This is a genomic window from Duganella flavida (assembly GCF_009857445.1).
GTDB classification, from domain to species: Bacteria; Pseudomonadota; Gammaproteobacteria; order Burkholderiales; family Burkholderiaceae_D; genus Rugamonas; species Rugamonas flavida.
Genome location: NZ_WWCN01000023.1, coordinates 1 through 16245, shown reverse-complemented (window position 1 = coordinate 16245; position 16245 = coordinate 1). Strand labels below are relative to the sequence as shown.

Sequence of the window (16245 nt, the reverse complement as noted above, 5' to 3'; positions counted from 1 at the left end):
CATGCGCGGGCAACGAGGAATTGCACTGTTGATTAGCCTGGTGCTGCTGATCATGGTGATGCTATTGGGCGTGTCGGCTGCCCAGTTGAGTTTGCAAAGCGAAAAAGCGGCGCGCGCTGAGCGCGATCGGGATGTGGCGTTTCTGGCGACGGAGGATGCTTTGAAAGATGCGGAACACGAGATCGACAACAGCCTCGATCCAGCCCGCCATATTGCATTTGAAAGCGGCGAAGGATTCGCGGAGTCGTGTGATGCCGGTGCCGGTGCGGCCAGCGCCGGTTTGTGTGCGCGTGCGCCGTCCAGCGCGACGCCGGTGTGGCAAAAGGTGGATCTGTCCGGCGCTGACGGCGGCGACTGCACAGTCACTCACGGCACCTACACAGGTGCCGTGATGCCGACAGGAGAGGGCTTTTTGCCATTCAAGAAGCCGCGCTACCTGATCGAACGTATGGAATGCCATCAACCTGGCGACGACGCGTCCGCCGCCGCGGAGCCGCATTATTGCTACCGCGTCACTGCCCTCGGCTTCGGCGCCAAACCAGAAACCGAGGTTGTGTTGCAAAGCGTGTTTAGCAAACCGGAGGAGACGCCATGAAGCAAATTCTCAAAATACCTGTGTGGCTGCTGGCAGGGGCCATCTGCACGCTGGCCCGCGCTGTGCCGCCGCCGCTGGAGATTGATAGTGGTCCGATTGCCGCTACTTGCAGCCCGGCTTCGACCGGTAGCAAAGGTACGGCCAGCGGCGCAATTCTGCTGCGGCCTGCGCGACTCCCTGTAGCCGGCGGTGCGCCATCGGCCAGCGCTGGCGATTTGTATCAAGCCTCGATGGATCTTGCCGACTGGGGCGGGCATTTCTCGCGCTACGTGTTGTCAGCCGGCGTCGGCGCAACGTCCACACTGGCATGGGATGCGGGCGTCATCCTGACTGGCGATGCCGGCCGACCGCCAACGCCTGCACCGGCGCTGCGCCAGATTTACAGCGCCATCGTGCAGCCTGACGGCGCATTGACCATGATTCCCTTCACATGGCCGGCACTGTCGGCTGCGCAGCGAGCACAGCTCGATCGTGACGACCATCTTGGCGAGCAGCGCGTCGCCTATCTGCGTGGCGATCGTACGCTGGAAGGTGCACCATTCCGCCGCCGCAGCAGCATACTTGGCGACACCGTCCACGGCACGCCTGTCTACGTCGGTCCGACAGACCGCCGCACCGCCGTCTACCTCGGCGCCAACGATGGCATGCTGCACGCCTTCGACGCCGCCAGCGGCAACGAGCTGTTCGCCTACATCCCGGATGCCTTGATCGCCCAACTGCACCACCTGACCGATGCCGCCTACCTGCATCGCGCCTACGTGGACGGCCCTGCCAGCGCTGGCGAAGCCCGCATTGACGGCAACAAGAAAACCATCCTGCTCGCCGCCATGGGCGGCGGAGCGCCCGGCGTGTTCGCGCTGGACATCACCGATCCCACGCATTTTGCTGATGGCCTCGGCGCGCTGTGGGAATTCACCAGCCGCGACGATCCGCTGATGGGCAATGTCACCGCCATCCCGCAACTCGCCAGGGTGCGCGTGCGGCGCGATGTGGTGCGCGACTTCGCCATCGTCGCCAGTGGCATCAATAACGCTGGCGATGGCAAGGGCGCCTTATTCCTGCTGGCCCTCGACAAACCGCGTGACGAAGGCTGGCGGTTCAACCGCAATTACTACCGCATCACAACGCCGGTTGCGGATGTCACGCAGGCCAACGCTCTCAGCGCGCCAGTGCTGCTGAACGATAGCGACGGCATGCTGCGCTATGCCTACGCGGGCGACCTGCAAGGCAATCTTTGGCGCTTCGATTTCAGCGGCAGCGCGCCGTGGGCGAAGGCGATCAGCAAGCCGCTGTTCATCGCCCGCGATGCCAGCGGCAGGCGCCAGCCGATCACGCAGCTGCCGCTGCTAGCCTACGCCAGCCAAGGCTACTTCATCATGTTCGGCACTGGCCGGCTGATAGAGCAGGCTGACCGCAAGGCCTCGCCGCAGTCTTACTACGCCCTCATCGACAGCCTGCAAACGCCGCCGGACATCATCACCGGCCGCCGCCAACTGACCCAGCGCTTCCTCGATGGCAGCGACTTGCGTATGGAGCCCGGCAGCAAAGGCTGGTATATCGACTTCACTGCGGCGACCGAGCGCAGCATCGACACCGGCAAGCTGGCGGATGGCGTGGTGCTGTTCAACACCGTGCTGCCCGGCGCGGATATGTGCAGTCCGGCGCATAGCCGAAGTTACGCGCTCAGCGTCACCAGCGGCTTGCCGGCAGAAGGCGCTGTGCCGATCGCGGGCGAGGTGCTGCCCGGCTACGTGCCGCTACCCACACTGCTGCCGCAAACAGTCACGCGAGGCGAGGCCGATCCGATCGGGCGCATCTGGCAGGAGAAAACGTATGTCGTTGTCGGCGCTGGTGCGGCGGCGGGCGTGGCGCCAACCATCGGCAGTGTGCGCATCATGCGCCGCGCCGGCCGCCTGAGCTGGCGCGAGATCATCAACTGGCGCGAACTGCATGAGGCGGCCAAATGAAACGCGCGGGGTTCAGCATGATTGAGCTGCTGGTGGTGATGGTCATCGTAATGATACTGATGGCGTTCGCGATGCCGGCCTACCAGCAGCATGTGGTGCGCACGCGCCGCAGCGAAGCACAATCGGCCTTGCTCAAGCTGATGATGCAGCAGGAACGGTTTCACTCGCAGCACAACAGCTACATTGCTTTTTCCGCCGCAGCCACGGAGCCCGAAGCGCGCCACTTCCAATGGTGGAGCGCCGCCAGCGCGCCGGCCAGTGCGTACGAAATCGAAGGCAAGGCCTGCGATGGCGAGCTGATTTCGCAATGCATCCAAGTGATCGCACGGCCCGGCACCGCCTTGGTTGATAGCCGCTTCCGCGACAACGATTGCAATATGCTGACCCTCACCAGCACCGGCCAGCGCCTTGCCAGCGGCCCTGCATCAGGATGCTGGCCATGAGGCGCCACAATGGCCTGACATTGATCGAGCTGCTGGTCGTGCTGGCGCTCGCGGCAATCCTGCTAGGCGTGGCCGCGCCGGCCTTCCAGCAATCGCTACAGCGCCTGCGCTTGCAAACCGCCGCGAATGATCTGCAAGCCGCCATCGACCTGACCCGCTCGCAAGCAATGGCACGCGGCAGCAAAGTGTTGATGGCGCCGTTGGAGCCATCCGGCAGCAACTGGCAAAGCGGCTGGGCCATCTTCATCGACCGCAACGGCAACCGCCGCCCCGACCCTGGTGAACCGCTGATCTACCGCCACGACCCGCTGCGGGCCGACATCAGCATCACAGCGCGCTTCACCTCCGGCGGCACGCCCACCTACATCGCCTACAACGCTGCCGGCCGCACCTGTCGCTTCGACAACAGCCTCACCGCTCGCTGGGGCACGTTGTCGCTCGCGCAAGGTGATCAAGCCCGCAACGTCATCATCAACATGCTGGGCCGCGTGCGCGTTTGCGATCCCAAGACAGAACCCTCTAATTGCGCCAGCGCGGCCGACTGAACAAGCCTTTATAATGACGCGAAATCATATTTGGTAGGGGTAACGTGGATATTCGCGACGATCTTGAAGGCATGGCGCTGGCGCTGGAGTGGGCCGCGAAGGGGCTGTACACCACCGCGCCGAATCCGCACATCGGCTGTGTGATCGTGCGCAATGGCGTGGTGATCGGCGCCGGCGTCACGCAGCAAGCTGGCAGCGATCATGCGGAAATCCAGGCGCTCAAGGATGCGCAGGCGCGCGGCCATGATGTGCGTGGTGCCACCGCTTACGTCACGCTGGAGCCATGTAACCACCACGGCCGCACGCCGCCATGCTCGGATGCGCTGGTGCGCGCCGGCCTCGGTCGCGTGGTGGCAGCGATGGAAGATCCGAATCCGCTGGTGGCAGGGCAGGGCATGGCCAAGCTGGCCGCTAACGGCATCGCCACCCATGTTGGCGTGCTGGCCGAACAGGCCTATGAACTGAATATCGGCTTTTTTTCGCGCATGACGCGCGGCCTGCCGTGGGTGCGCATGAAAACCGCCGCCAGCCTCGATGGCATGACAGCCTTGCACAACGGCGTCAGCCAGTGGATTACCGGCCCGGAAGCGCGTGCCGACGGCCATCACTGGCGCGCCCGCGCTTGCGCTATCCTGACTGGCATTGGCACGGTCAAGGCCGATGATCCGCAACTGAATGTGCGCGCAGTGGAGACGCCGCGCCAGCCGCGCCGCATCGTGGTCGACAGCAAGCTTGAAATTGACCTGTCCGCCAAGATATTAGAGGGCGGCGGGACGTGGATTGTCGCTGCGGTGAGCCATCCTGAAAAGGAAGCGGCGTTGGTTGCAGCTGGTCACGAGGTGATCTTGCTGCCGAACGCCAGCGGCAAGGTCGACCTGCCGGAACTGATGCGGGAACTGGGCCGCCGCCAGATCAATGAGCTGCACGTGGAAGCGGGTGGCAAGCTGAATGGTTCGTTGATCCGCGAAGGCTGCGTTGACGAGCTGCTGGTCTACCTCGCGCCCACGCTGATCGGCGACGCGCAAGGCATGTTCGCGCTGCCGGCGCTGACCGACCTGTCGCACAAAAAGAATTTGCAATTTCACGAGGTTAAGCAAATCGGCCAAGATTTGCGTATCCTTGCCCGATTCACTCGTTAGGAAAAATTATGTTCACTGGTATCGTCGCCGCTGTCGGCAAAATTGAATCCGTCAAGCCGCTGGAAGGCGGCTCGTTCGCAGGCGTGCGCCTGGACATCAACGCCGGCGGCCTGCCGCTGGCCGACGTTGGCCTGGGCGACTCGATCGCCATCAACGGCGCCTGCATGACCGTGGTGGAGAAAGATGCCACCAACTTCCGCGTCGATGTCTCGCGCGAAAGCCTGAACAAGACTGTCGGCCTCGACACGCTGACCGAAGTCAACCTCGAAAAAGCGCTGACGCTGAATGAGCGCCTCGGTGGCCATCTGGTTTCGGGCCACGTTGACGGCCTGGGCGTCGTGCGCAAGTTTGAGCCGGTGGGCGAATCGTGGGAGCTGGTGGTGGAGTCGCCGCATGAGCTGGCCAAGTTCCTGGCCTACAAAGGCTCGATCGTGGTGAATGGCGTGTCGCTGACAGTCAATCGCATTAACGACATTGGAACTGGTGCCGACCTCGTGTGCCAGTTCTCGATCAACCTGATCCCGCACACCATCGCCGTCACCACGCTCAAGCACCTGACTGTGGGCGCCAAGGTCAATCTGGAAATCGACCTGATCGCCCGTTATGTTGAGCGCATGGTTTCCGTGTCGAGCGCCATTTCAGGGAACTAAACCGCCAACCGGGTCTCTGGCGATCATGTCCAGATAGCCAAAGACCGCTGCCCGGACGCGATGTGCCAGTGCCATCTCGTCAGTTTCACCCTGGCAGCCCGCAGCGTCAACGATGCCGCGGGTAATCGCCATCACATCGCGGATGGCATAACCGGGCGCCGCGCATCCCGCTTTTTTCAAATATCCCGCCAGAATCGTTGCTGCACGCTCCCCATGAAGGCGGCTGGTTTCGCTTGTAGGTAAGCGCGCTTCTTCTAGATCCAGGAAGCGGCTCAGGTGCGGCCGTTGTAACTGATGACGTACCGCGATGTTGAGTATTTGCTGAATACCGTCAACCCCGCTTACATCTCCTATCGCCTCAATGGCGGCCAACAACTCCGCAGTTTCACGCTCGACCAGCGCCTGGGTTAGCGACTCCCTGTTCGGAAAGTATTGATACAAGGAGCCGATGCTCACCCCAGCCGTTGCCGCGACCGCGTTAGTGGTGTAGCCCTCATAGCCACTGGTTTCCAAAATGCGAGCAGCGGCCTCCAGAATTGCGTCCACAGTGGCTGCGGAGCGGCGTTGCGTCGGTCTTTTCCGAGGAGCGGTGGCGGGCGGTGGTGGCAGTTTGGTCATGTTGGGAATGCGAGTATCGAATATGAGTAATTGCTCATATTATGAACATGTTCTCACATTACACCAAGGAGTACTTATGTACGCAGATGAATTGAACGGATTGCTGCCATCAGTCCGTGAAGCTGTAGAAACCGCCGGCCGCATCTTGCTGGCCCGCTTCCAGAAGGCGAATCCCCCTGATGATTTTCCCGCCCTGTTGGCCGCAATCGAGGATAACGACCGTGCCGTCGGCGCCGATTTGCGCGCGGCCTTGCTCAGCCTGCGCCCCGGCAGTGGCTGGGTGGAGGATGAGGAGGCTGGCGGCGCCTTGCCTGAAGGAGAGTGGTGGATCGTTGATCCGGTTGAAGGCAACGTTAATCATATCCATGGCGGCGCTGGCTGGGCAGTGAGCGCCACCCTGGTGCGGGATGGCCTGCCGGTGCTCACGGTGGTGAATATTCCTGTTCAAGGAGTGACCTACACCGCCGTCCGCCATGGCGGTGCTCATGTGAATGACCTGCGCCTGCAGGTCTCCGTCAAGAACGAACTGCGGGCCGCCATTGTGGGAACTGGGCAGGCACGGCCCGGTGAAGGAGGGCAGACCTATGCCGCCATCGGCCGCTCAGTAACGGTAATGCTCGATAAGGCGCTCCTGGTGCGCATGGCGGTGCCGGCGACCCTGGAATTAATCGATGTAGCAAGCGGGCGCATGGATGGCTTCTGGCAATTTAGCCAGGTCCGTTCGGGACTGGCGGCTGGCGCCTTGCTGGTCAGCGAAGCCGGCGGTGTGCTCACCGATGTGCAAGGTAATCCGTGGAGCTTTGCCAGCACCAGTTTTCTGGCAGCGGCGCCGGGTATTCATGCTGCTGTCGCTGCGCTGGCACAGGAGATTCAGCCATGAAGCGCTATGCGGTGGTGGGCGCCAGCAGCGGGACTGGCAAGCGCGTTGTGGCGCAGTTAGCGGCCAGCGGTGCAGCGGTGCGGGCGATCTCGCGGCAGCCTGTGCCATCGCACGGGACGGTGGAATCATATGCCGCCGATGTGACCGATGCGGAGGCGATTAAAGGCGCGCTGTCTGGTGGATTTGACGCCGTATTCTTCACCGTCGATATCCACGGAAAAGGGCTAACGCGCGAACAAGTCAAAGCCGTGATGCTCGATGGCTGTGTCAACACGATAGCCGCAGCTAAAGCAGGCGGCGCTGGACGGTTTGTGCTGCTTTCCGTGATGGGCGCAGATCTGCCGTCATGGGTCTGGTGGCTGTTAAACGCCATGAAGCCCGGCATGCGAGATAACATCGTCAAGCGCGAGAAGTTTTTGCGAGATAGCGGGCTGCCCTATGTCATTTGCCGGGCGCCACGGCTGACGGATGCGGAAAACCCGATGTCCGTTACGGCTAGCGCCCCACTGCACAGGATGACTATGTGGCGTACTATCAGCCGTAACGATTTAGCCCGGATGTTAATCAGCGCAGCAGATGATGCGCCGCTTGGTACGACTTGGGATGTGTATACTGGCAAGGTCGATAACGCTCCCTGGTAATCAGCCCGAAATACTTTTCAGGAAGGCGATCAGGGCCGCCCGTTCGGTCTTGTTTCGCACGCGGAAGTCCATATTCTGGCCGGGGATGAATTTTTCCGGATCGCTGAGCCAGCGGTCGAGCGAGGCCTCGTCCCATTGCACGTTGGCGTGACGCAGCGCCGGCGAATAGTCATAGCCTTTGACGCTGCCGGCCCGGCGCCCAAAGACGCCGCGATGGTGCGGGCCGGTTTCATCGGAATCGATGGCGTGGCATTCCGAACAACGTTTCTGCCACAATCGCTGTCCCTGTGCGATTTGCCGGCCGTCTTGTGCGTGTGCCAGTCCCGTCAGCAGCAAGGCTGCAAGGCAGGCTGGTAATACGGTGGTGAACATGATTATCCCTTTGATTTGGCTTACGTTTATTTCTTATACGCAAGTAGGATGCGGCCGGATTCAACTATTTTAGCGGATGATGCCCTCTAATTTTGCCGGTAAAATCAGCGTTTTAAGGTAGGGTTGGCGTAAATCCTTTAAAATAGCGGGTTAATGAAATACTCTCGCTTAGCCTTGAAGGATTAAAAATGTCAATTTCCAGCACCGAAGAAATCGTCGCCGAATTGCGCGCTGGCCGCATGGTGATCCTGGTCGATGAAGAAGACCGGGAAAACGAAGGTGATCTGGTGCTCGCGGCGGACTTCGTCACGCCGGAAGCCATCAATTTCATGGTCAAGCATGCGCGCGGCCTGGTCTGCCTGACCTTGACCGAAGAGCGCTGCGACCAACTCGAACTGTCGATGATGTCGTCCAAGAACGGCACCGCCTATGGCACCAACTTCACCGTCTCGATCGAAGCGGCGGAAGGCGTGACCACCGGTATCTCGGCCGCCGACCGCTCCAAGACCATTGAGGTCGCTGTGGCCAAGGATGCCAAGCCGTCGGACATCGTCCAGCCAGGCCACATCTTCCCGCTGAAGGCGCAAAAGGGCGGCGTGCTGATGCGCGCAGGCCATACCGAAGCCGGTTGCGACCTGACCGCCATGGCCGGCCTGACGCCCGCCTCGGTGATCTGCGAAATCATGAAGGACGATGGCACCATGGCGCGCCTGCCGGACCTGCTGGAATTCGCCAAGGAACACAATCTGAAGATCGGCACTATCGCCGACCTGATCCACTATCGCAGCCGCAATGAGTCGCTGGTGGAAAAAGCCGGCGAGCGTACGCTGAAGACCGCCCATGGCGACTTCCGCATGATCGCTTACCGCGACAAGCCAAGCGGCTCGGCCCACCTGGCGCTGGTGCACGGCCAGATTGAGAAGGGCAAGGAAACCCTGGTGCGCGTGCACCAGCCAGTCTCGATCCTGGACATCCTGGAATCGGAAGCGACCACCCACTCGTGGAACCTGTCGTCCTCGATGGCGGCGATCAAGGCGGCTGACAGCGGCGTGATCGTGCTGCTCAACTGCGAAGAAACTGCCGAGCAGTTCTTCAACCAGTTCGACGCCCTGTGCAAGCCGGAAGACACCAAGCCGAAAGGCCGCGCGGCCAGTATGGACCTGCGTAGCTACGGCATCGGTGCGCAAATCCTGCGCGAAGTCGGCGTCTGCAAAATGCAGCTGCTGGCCAGCCCGCGCAAGATGCCGTCGATGACCGGCTTCAATCTGGAAGTGACCGGCTACGTCGCCAAACCTAACTAATTCAACCAACATACAAGAGGCCATCATGACCGTAGGAAGCTACGAAACCAACCTGAACGGTGAAGACCTGCGCATTGGCGTGGTACAAGCCCGTTTTAACGAAGACATCTGCCACGGCCTGCTGTCCGCTTGCCTGGCCGAGCTGAAGCACCTGGGCGTGGCGGATGAAGACATCCTGCACGTGACCGTGCCGGGCGCGCTGGAAGTGCCGCTGGTGCTGCAGAAGATGGCTGAGTCGCAGCAGTTCGACGCGCTGATCGCGCTGGGCGCCATCATCCGAGGTGAAACTTACCACTTCGAGCTGGTGTCGAACGAATCGGGCGCGGGCATCACCCGTATCGGCCTGGATTATGGTATTCCTATCGCTAACGCGATCCTGACCACCGAGAACGACGAGCAAGCCGAAGTGCGCATGGCCGTCAAAGGCGCCGATGCGGCGCGCGTAGCCGTCGAAATGGCCAACCTGACCATCGCTCTGGAAGAGCTGAGCCAGGACCACGGCGACGACGAGTAATTAAGAATAAAGGTAGAACCACATGAATGAGAAGACTTTGCACGCCAACCCCAGCAAGAACCGCACGCCGCGTCACCGCTCGCGTGAGTTCGCGCTGCAAGGGTTGTACCAGTGGCTGCTGAATAACGAATCCGCCTCCACGGTGGTCAACCACATCCGCGGCGCGCACGGCTTCGACAAGGCCGATGCCGAGCACTTCACCGTGCTGCTGAACGGCGCCATCGGTTCGTCGGTGGAACTGCGCGAGATGTTCGCGCCGCTGGTGGACCGTGGCATCAAGGAACTGTCGCCGATCGAGCACGCAGTGCTGCTGATCGGTGCGTACGAACTGAAGAACAACCAGGAAATTCCTTACCGCGTCGTGATCAACGAAGCGGTGGAACTGACCAAGTCGTTCGGCGGTATCGACGGTCACAAATACGTCAACGGCGTGCTGGACAAGCTGGCGGCCCAGCTGCGTCCGGACGAGGTTGCCGCAGACAAGAAGCGCTAAGCTTCGCCGGTATCGTTAAAAGCCACCCACGGTAGCGTGCGGTGGCTTTTTTTATTGGCCGCTTGACTTGTGCAGCGCCGAATGGACAGAATTGCATTTCGGCTAATCTTGGAGCGGTATCATCGAATTACAGACACCAAGCTGGCGCCGGCGCGGCTGGCTGGCGCTGATCGGCGGCGCGCACCTATTGGCCTTCTTCGCCTGGAAAGCGCCTGAGAGGCCGCTGGCGGCGGTTTTGAGACCGCACACGCCAATCACCTACATTTTGACGCCGTTTAAGCCGCTACCGCCGCCTAAACCAGCTAAACCGGCGGAGCCGGCCAAGCCATCCAAGCCTGCCGACGCGCTGGCTCGCGCGCCTGCGCGTCCGGAGCGCGTGCCGGTGGCCGCCGAGCCGCAGCCGATCACCGTGCCGCCATCCGCGTCCGCTGCCGAGTCCACCGTTGCAGCCACATTGCCGCCCGATCCCTTTGCCGTCCCGGTCAAGCCGCAGGACGACCTCAGGCAGCGCGCCATCAAAGGCGCACTGGCTGCTGACCAAAAGGCGCGCAAGGATGCCTGGACGCAGCGCGACCGCAAATATGTGAATGATGAGACGGCGCTGGCCACGGCCATCGGCAAGGCGTATGTGGGCGGCGGTAGTGGCGCGATAGGTGAGTTCACCGCGCCGGATGGCAGCCGCGTGACCAAGTGGCGTTTGCCAGGCGGTGCAGTGGTTTGCTATTACAAGGAGTCGAACAGTTTTGGCAGCGGCAAGGATCCATTCCGGGATACCGGCCGGGTGAGCATTCGGGATTGTCCGAATTAGGGACGTAAAAAAAGCCGCCTGACCGAGGCGGCTTTTACTAGGACGGTGCTAATTACAGACCAGCGATCTGCGTACCGCTTACCGATTTCTCGGTCGCTGCGACTGGCACAGCCTTGGCTGGTGCTGCAGCCGTCATCACTGGCGTGATGGTTGGCACTTTCTTACCCGCCGAAACTTGCTTCAGGCGGTTGTACTCGGCCAGCACGCGGGTGCCGTAGCCGTCGTCGCTTTCAAACGCAGCGGCGCCGACATAGCTCTTCAGGCCGGCTTCCACCGAACCGCCACGGGTCACGTAATCCTTCAGGATCAGCGAACCAACGCGGATATTGGCCACTGGGTTCAGCGCGGCTTGCGTGCCACCCATGTCCTGGAACTTCTCGTGGTGCACTTTGGACATCACCTGCATCAGGCCTTGCGCGCCCATCGGGCTTTCCGCGAACGGATTCAGGCCCGACTCGATCGACATCACAGCCAGGATCAGCAGTGGATCCAGTTTGATTTCGCGAGCGGTCAGGTAAGCGGTCGACACCAGCATGTTGGCAGCGTCGCCGGCAACGCGGTAACGCTTGGACAGCCAGGTGGTAACCCATTTCTGCTGCTTCTCAGTGCCCAGCAGGGCTTTTTCTTCGGCCGACAGCGGAGCGGTCGACACGGTGACGGCGGCTGGCGCCTCCATCAGCGCGTCCAGTGGTGGTGCGGTGACAGCAACCACTTCTGCGCCAGGAACGCGGTTCAGGCCGTCACTGAGGGCTTTTACCAGGTCTGGACGGACAAACAGTACTGCCATTACTACTAAAGCGGTCACACCCACAATGGTCAGGGTGTGTTGGGCGGTGGTCAGCACGCCCTTTGCCGAAATGCGCGACGTGGTGAACCACGCGGCTGGCTGGCGAGCCATGGTACGGGCAAACGTCGTTGCGCCGGTGATGCGATTAATCATAGAGTTCCCCTGAAATGACCGTAAAAGCGATACCCCGCCAGCGTTAAACGCAGCTAAACAGGTGCTAATGCCGTGCATCAGAAATATCTCGTTCGTCGTCGCTGTAGGAAGCTCACGAGAACGCCATCATTGCTTGCTTGTTGCTGATCTCTCCCGCAGGAGTCAACCAGATGCAATACAACTACAACCGGGGAGCAAGGCAAGACGCCTTTGAAAACACTCCTTAAAATGTCATGTGGAGCCCCGACTCCGTGAATGTATGAGGGGCGCAAAGGCCAGTCCTCATCAAGTAGGGTGGATTGTAGAAGGCGTTTTATATCAAGTCAATACTAACGGCAAGCGTCTTTATAACTTTTAAATCTAGAATTTTGCCTTGCTAGCTAGAGAAAACCAATAAAATCAATCACTTGACCTGTATTTTTAAACAGTACGCTTTAATGTAAGAAAATATTAAAAAACCGATGAAATATTCCGATCTACGAGATTTTATTTCCCAACTGCAAGGAATGGGTGAACTTAAGCCCATTTTAAGCCCTGTTTCGCCGCATTTAGAGATGACGGAGGTTTGCGACCGCACTTTGCGTGCGGGCGGACCGGCCTTGCTGTTCCAGAATCCGACCGGCCACAGCATGCCGGTGCTGGCTAATTTGTTCGGCACGCAGCGCCGTGTGGCGCTGGGCATGGGCGCGCAAGACGTCAGCGAATTGCGCAAGATCGGCCACGTGCTGTCGCGCCTGAAAGAGCCGGAGCCGCCGAAGGACTTCAAAGATCTGCTGGGCCTGGGCTCGCTGGTAAAAGCGGTATGGGATATGGCGCCGAAAGAACTGCGCGGCGCGCCGTGCCAGGAGATTGTGTGGGAAGGCGCCGATGTCGATTTGTCGAAATTGCCGATCCAGCACTGCTGGCCAGGCGACGTAGCGCCTTTAATTACTTGGGGGCTGGTGATTACCAAGGGCCCTAATAAGAAGCGGCAGAACCTGGGTATCTATCGCCAGCAGGTGCTGGGCCCGAACAAGGTCATCATGCGCTGGCTGGCCCATCGCGGCGGCGCGCTGGACTTCCGCGAGCACGCCATCCAAAGCAAAGGGAAGCCTTATCCTGTATGCGTCGCTTTGGGAGCGGACCCCGCTACTATATTAGGTGCAGTAACGCCGGTGCCGGATTCCTTGTCGGAATATCAGTTCGCCGGCCTGCTGCGCGGCAGCCGTACTGAACTGGTTAAAGCCATCGGCAGCGAGCTGCGTGTGCCGGCTTCGGCTGAGATTGTGCTGGAGGGGCATATCTACCCGGATGAAAATCATCCGTCCGGTTACGAGCATGCGCTGGAAGGTCCTTACGGCGACCACACTGGTTATTACAACGAGCAGGACTGGTTCCCGGTGTTCACCATAGACCGCATCACCATGCGACGCGATCCGATCTATCACTCGACCTACACCGGCAAACCGCCGGATGAGCCGGCCGTGCTGGGCCTGGCGCTGAACGAGGTGTTTGTGCCGCTGCTGCAAAAGCAGTTCAGCGAGATCACCGATTTCCACCTGCCGTCGGAAGGCTGTAGCTATCGCATGGCGGTGGTGCAGATTAAGAAGCAGTATGCCGGCCACGCCAAGCGCGTGATGTTTGGCGTGTGGAGCTTCCTGCGCCAGTTCATGTACACCAAGTTCATCGTGGTAGTGGATGAGGACGTGAATATCCGCGACTGGAACGAGGTGATCTGGGCGATTACCACCCGCGTCGATCCGACCCGCGATACCACGCTGGTCGATAACACGCCGATCGATTACCTGGACTTTGCCTCGCCGGTAAGCGGCCTGGGCAGCAAGATGGGCATCGACGCCACCAATAAATGGCCGGGTGAAACCACGCGCGAGTGGGGCACGGTGATCACCATGTCACCTGAGGTGAAAACACGCGTGGATCAAATTTGGCAGGAGTTGGGGCTGTAAGGTATAATCAAGTCTGGCGGGCCCCTGCGCATTGTGGCATGGTCAACCTGGTCAGGTCGGGAACGAAGCAGCCACAGCCGTTCACCATAAGTGCCGCAGATCAGGCTCGCCTCCTTATTCAAGAAAAAGCTCCCCTCGGGGAGCTTTTTTTATTTTATTCAGAGTCCAGCTCGGCTTCAAACGGCCGCTCGGACGCCACCATCAGCGGATTCTCCTTCAGCAGCGCCGAATCGGGCTTGAGCTTGATCTGGTTCTTGGCATCGGTGTTAAACACTGCGCTGCCCACCTTCAGCTGCGCCGGGTGATTAAACTTGAACACCACCACCTTTACGCTCGGCGCGAACATGCTCAGTGCGCCGGCCATTTTCTTGATAGCTTGGTTCATCTGGCCGACGCTGCTCATCACCGGCGCATAATTCCACTGCAAGCCTTCCGGCAGCGGCGTGGTGGCGTCGTAGTCGACCTTGGACTTTTCTTCCTTCGGCAGGCTGGTCAGGATTTTAGTGTCGTCGGTCATCCACTTGGGGTTGGGGACGAAGGCCATGCGGTAGTCGGGCGACAGCGCCGGCAGCTGCTGGCGCTCACTGCCGTGCACCACGGTCAGCACCACCTCGGATGGTTTGATGTTTTTATTCTGCGGCTTGATGGTCAGGTAGAGGTTGACCTTATCGCGCTCGGCGGCCGGCAGGGCATAGAACTTGTCGAGGCGCAGGTCTTCCACCAGTTTTTTATAGGGATGCCATTCACGTTCATCTGCGTGGGCGGCGAGGGACAGCAACAGCAGGGGGAGCAGGGCAAGATTTTTCATTTTTGACATGTTAAAAGAAAAACAAATTGTAGGGCGAAATCGCAGACTTACCTAATCCAGTCGCGACTTGTTACAATTGCCGCTTTGGCACCCGCGATACGGTAAAATCCCAGCATGTCCTATCAAGTCCTCGCCCGTAAATATCGCCCTCGCAACTTCGAAACGCTCGTCGGTCAGGAGCACGTGGTTCGCGCACTGACGCATGCTTTGCATAGCGGCCGGCTGCACCACGCCTATCTGTTCACCGGAACGCGCGGTGTGGGTAAAACCACCTTGTCGCGAATTCTGGCCAAATCGCTTAATTGCGTCGGCCCGGATGGCAATGGCGGCATCACCGCGACGCCGTGCGGCGTGTGCGAGGCGTGTACCGCCATCGATGCGGGTCGCTTTGTTGATTACATCGAGATGGATGCGGCGTCCAACCGCGGCGTCGACGAAATGGCGCAGCTGCTGGAGCAGGCGGTTTACGCGCCGACCAATGCACGCTTCAAGGTCTATATGATCGATGAGGTGCACATGCTGACCAACCACGCCTTCAACTCGATGCTGAAGACGCTGGAAGAACCGCCGGAGCACGTCAAATTTATTCTGGCGACCACTGATCCGCAAAAGATTCCGGTGACGGTGCTGTCGCGCTGCCTGCAGTTCAACCTGAAGCAGATGCCGCCGGGTCATATCATTGGCCACCTTGAGAATATCCTTGGGCAGGAAGGCATCACCTTTGAGCAGGCGGCCTTGCGCCTGCTGGCCACCGGCGCGCATGGTTCGATGCGCGATGCCTTGTCGCTGACTGATCAGGCGATTGCTTACGCCGCCGGCGCCGTGACCTTGGATGCGGTACAGGGCATGCTGGGCGCCTTGGACCAGTTCTACCTGATTCGTTTGCTGGATGCGCTGGCAGCGCAGGATGGTGCTGATCTGTTGGCCGTGGCCGATGAGATGGCCACGCGCAGCCTGTCGTACAACGGCGCTTTGCAGGATCTGGGCACTTTGCTGCACCGGATTGCTTTGGCGCAGACGGTGCCGGCTGCCTTGCCGGAAGATTTGCCAGAGTACGCGGATATCGTGCGTCTCGCCGGTTTGTTCGATGCGGAAGAAGTGCAGCTGTACTACCAGATCGCCGTGCATGGCCGCAATGAGCTGGGCCTGGCGCCGGATGAATATGCCGGCTTCTCGATGACCTTGTTACGGATGTTAGCCTTTCGTCCCGGCGTAGGCGGGGCGGAGGGGCAACCAGCGGCAGCGCCAGCAGTATCGCGCCAGGCGGCGATGGCTTCGGCCCGCGCCGCCGCAGGTGCCACGCCAGCACGTGCTGCCGCCAACGTGCAAGCGAACCACGCCAGCGTGGTGCCGCCATCCGTCATCGCCGGAGCCGCCGCGATGGCACGCGAAGCGGCCGCCCCAGCAGCACCATCGCCAGTAGCGCCCGTCGCGGCTCCGGCTCCGGCCCCGGTCGTCGCAGCGCCGAGCGCACCAATAGCGCCGCCTGTAGCCGCGCCGGCTCCGGCCGCACCTGCTGCACCGATCAGCACCGCACGCGCGGCCATCACAGCTGCGCTGGAAGCCGCACGTGCTGCGTCCCGTC

At 60.6% G+C, this 16245-nt stretch carries 18 protein-coding genes and 1 other RNA gene; 15 read left to right on the top strand and 4 right to left on the bottom strand.

Translation table 11 applies throughout. The annotated features are described in order from the left end of the window. Position 1: 1 nt before the first annotated feature. The 6 genes from GTP46_RS26295 (at position 2) to GTP46_RS26270 (ending at position 5339) form a co-directional block, all read left to right on the top strand. Entirely contained in the window at positions 2-595 is a 594-nt protein-coding gene (locus tag GTP46_RS26295) for a pilus assembly PilX family protein (RefSeq protein WP_161009594.1), read from the top strand. Further along, entirely contained in the window at positions 592-2562 is a 1971-nt protein-coding gene (locus tag GTP46_RS26290) for a pilus assembly protein (protein ID WP_202414446.1), read from the top strand. Before GTP46_RS26295 ends, GTP46_RS26290 begins: the two co-directional genes overlap by 4 nt. Next, positions 2559-3005: a type IV pilin protein gene (locus GTP46_RS26285; RefSeq protein ID WP_161009593.1), complete on the top strand. Its 447-nt coding sequence runs from the start codon at positions 2559-2561 to the stop codon at positions 3003-3005. The genes GTP46_RS26290 and GTP46_RS26285 overlap by 4 nt, the downstream gene beginning before the upstream one ends. Further along, entirely contained in the window at positions 3002-3550 is a 549-nt protein-coding gene (locus GTP46_RS26280; protein ID WP_161009592.1) for a GspH/FimT family pseudopilin, read from the top strand. Before GTP46_RS26285 ends, GTP46_RS26280 begins: the two co-directional genes overlap by 4 nt. Before the next feature lie 71 nt (positions 3551-3621). Continuing rightward, positions 3622-4689, top strand: coding sequence for a bifunctional diaminohydroxyphosphoribosylaminopyrimidine deaminase/5-amino-6-(5-phosphoribosylamino)uracil reductase RibD (gene ribD / locus GTP46_RS26275; RefSeq protein ID WP_202414448.1), 1068 nt, complete (start codon positions 3622-3624; stop codon positions 4687-4689). A gap of 8 nt (positions 4690-4697) precedes the next feature. Continuing rightward, positions 4698-5339 carry a riboflavin synthase gene (locus GTP46_RS26270; RefSeq protein ID WP_161009590.1) on the top strand — a complete coding sequence of 214 codons (642 nt, stop codon included), beginning with the start codon at positions 4698-4700 and terminating at the stop codon, positions 5337-5339. Here GTP46_RS26270 and GTP46_RS26265 read toward each other — a convergent pair. Next, positions 5328-5957: a TetR/AcrR family transcriptional regulator gene (locus GTP46_RS26265; RefSeq protein ID WP_161009589.1), complete on the bottom strand. Its 630-nt coding sequence runs from the start codon at positions 5955-5957 to the stop codon at positions 5328-5330. The two genes, GTP46_RS26270 and GTP46_RS26265, sit on opposite strands and share 12 nt — an antisense overlap. A gap of 76 nt (positions 5958-6033) precedes the next feature. On the opposite strand from GTP46_RS26265, the gene GTP46_RS26260 reads away from it, so the two are divergent. Together GTP46_RS26260 and GTP46_RS26255 are read left to right on the top strand one after the other, a co-directional pair. Continuing rightward, entirely contained in the window at positions 6034-6837 is an 804-nt protein-coding gene (locus tag GTP46_RS26260; protein ID WP_161009588.1) for an inositol monophosphatase family protein, read from the top strand. Further along, positions 6834-7478 carry an SDR family oxidoreductase gene (locus GTP46_RS26255; RefSeq protein WP_161009587.1) on the top strand — a complete coding sequence of 215 codons (645 nt, stop codon included), beginning with the start codon at positions 6834-6836 and terminating at the stop codon, positions 7476-7478. The genes GTP46_RS26260 and GTP46_RS26255 overlap by 4 nt, the downstream gene beginning before the upstream one ends. Here GTP46_RS26255 and GTP46_RS26250 read toward each other — a convergent pair whose 3' ends face one another. After that, entirely contained in the window at positions 7479-7850 is a 372-nt protein-coding gene (locus GTP46_RS26250; protein WP_161009586.1) for a c-type cytochrome, read from the bottom strand. A gap of 188 nt (positions 7851-8038) precedes the next feature. Between GTP46_RS26250 and ribBA the strand changes: the two genes are divergently transcribed. From ribBA to GTP46_RS26230, 4 genes are all read left to right on the top strand, one after another. After that, complete coding sequence (ribBA, locus tag GTP46_RS26245; RefSeq protein ID WP_161009585.1) at positions 8039-9151, top strand: bifunctional 3,4-dihydroxy-2-butanone-4-phosphate synthase/GTP cyclohydrolase II; 1113 nt, start codon at positions 8039-8041, stop codon at positions 9149-9151. A gap of 25 nt (positions 9152-9176) precedes the next feature. Then, positions 9177-9665, top strand: coding sequence for a 6,7-dimethyl-8-ribityllumazine synthase (ribH, locus tag GTP46_RS26240; RefSeq protein ID WP_161009584.1), 489 nt, complete (start codon positions 9177-9179; stop codon positions 9663-9665). 22 nt (positions 9666-9687) lie between these two features. After that, on the top strand, positions 9688-10158 hold the full coding sequence (nusB, locus tag GTP46_RS26235) for a transcription antitermination factor NusB (RefSeq protein WP_161009583.1): 471 nt from the start codon (positions 9688-9690) through the stop codon (positions 10156-10158). 235 nt (positions 10159-10393) lie between these two features. Then, complete coding sequence (locus tag GTP46_RS26230; protein ID WP_229259105.1) at positions 10394-10966, top strand: hypothetical protein; 573 nt, start codon at positions 10394-10396, stop codon at positions 10964-10966. A 52-nt stretch (positions 10967-11018) separates the two neighbouring features. On the opposite strand, the gene GTP46_RS26225 is transcribed toward GTP46_RS26230, so the two are convergent. Then, positions 11019-11906 (bottom strand): lytic transglycosylase domain-containing protein, encoded by an 888-nt coding sequence (locus GTP46_RS26225; protein ID WP_161009582.1) that lies wholly within the window; start codon positions 11904-11906, stop codon positions 11019-11021. A 461-nt stretch (positions 11907-12367) separates the two neighbouring features. Here GTP46_RS26225 and ubiD point away from each other — a divergent pair, with 461 nt between their 5' ends. Next, positions 12368-13852 carry a 4-hydroxy-3-polyprenylbenzoate decarboxylase gene (ubiD, locus tag GTP46_RS26220; RefSeq protein WP_161009581.1) on the top strand — a complete coding sequence of 495 codons (1485 nt, stop codon included), beginning with the start codon at positions 12368-12370 and terminating at the stop codon, positions 13850-13852. 15 nt (positions 13853-13867) lie between these two features. Next, positions 13868-13966, top strand: an RNA gene (ffs, locus tag GTP46_RS26215) — signal recognition particle sRNA small type. 40 nt (positions 13967-14006) lie between these two features. Here ffs and GTP46_RS26210 read toward each other — a convergent pair. Then, positions 14007-14660 (bottom strand): hypothetical protein, encoded by a 654-nt coding sequence (locus tag GTP46_RS26210; RefSeq protein WP_161009580.1) that lies wholly within the window; start codon positions 14658-14660, stop codon positions 14007-14009. A gap of 114 nt (positions 14661-14774) precedes the next feature. On the opposite strand from GTP46_RS26210, the gene dnaX reads away from it, so the two are divergent. After that, a partial coding sequence (gene dnaX / locus GTP46_RS26205) for a DNA polymerase III subunit gamma/tau (RefSeq protein ID WP_161009579.1) occupies positions 14775-16245 on the top strand: 1471 nt, incomplete at its 3' end.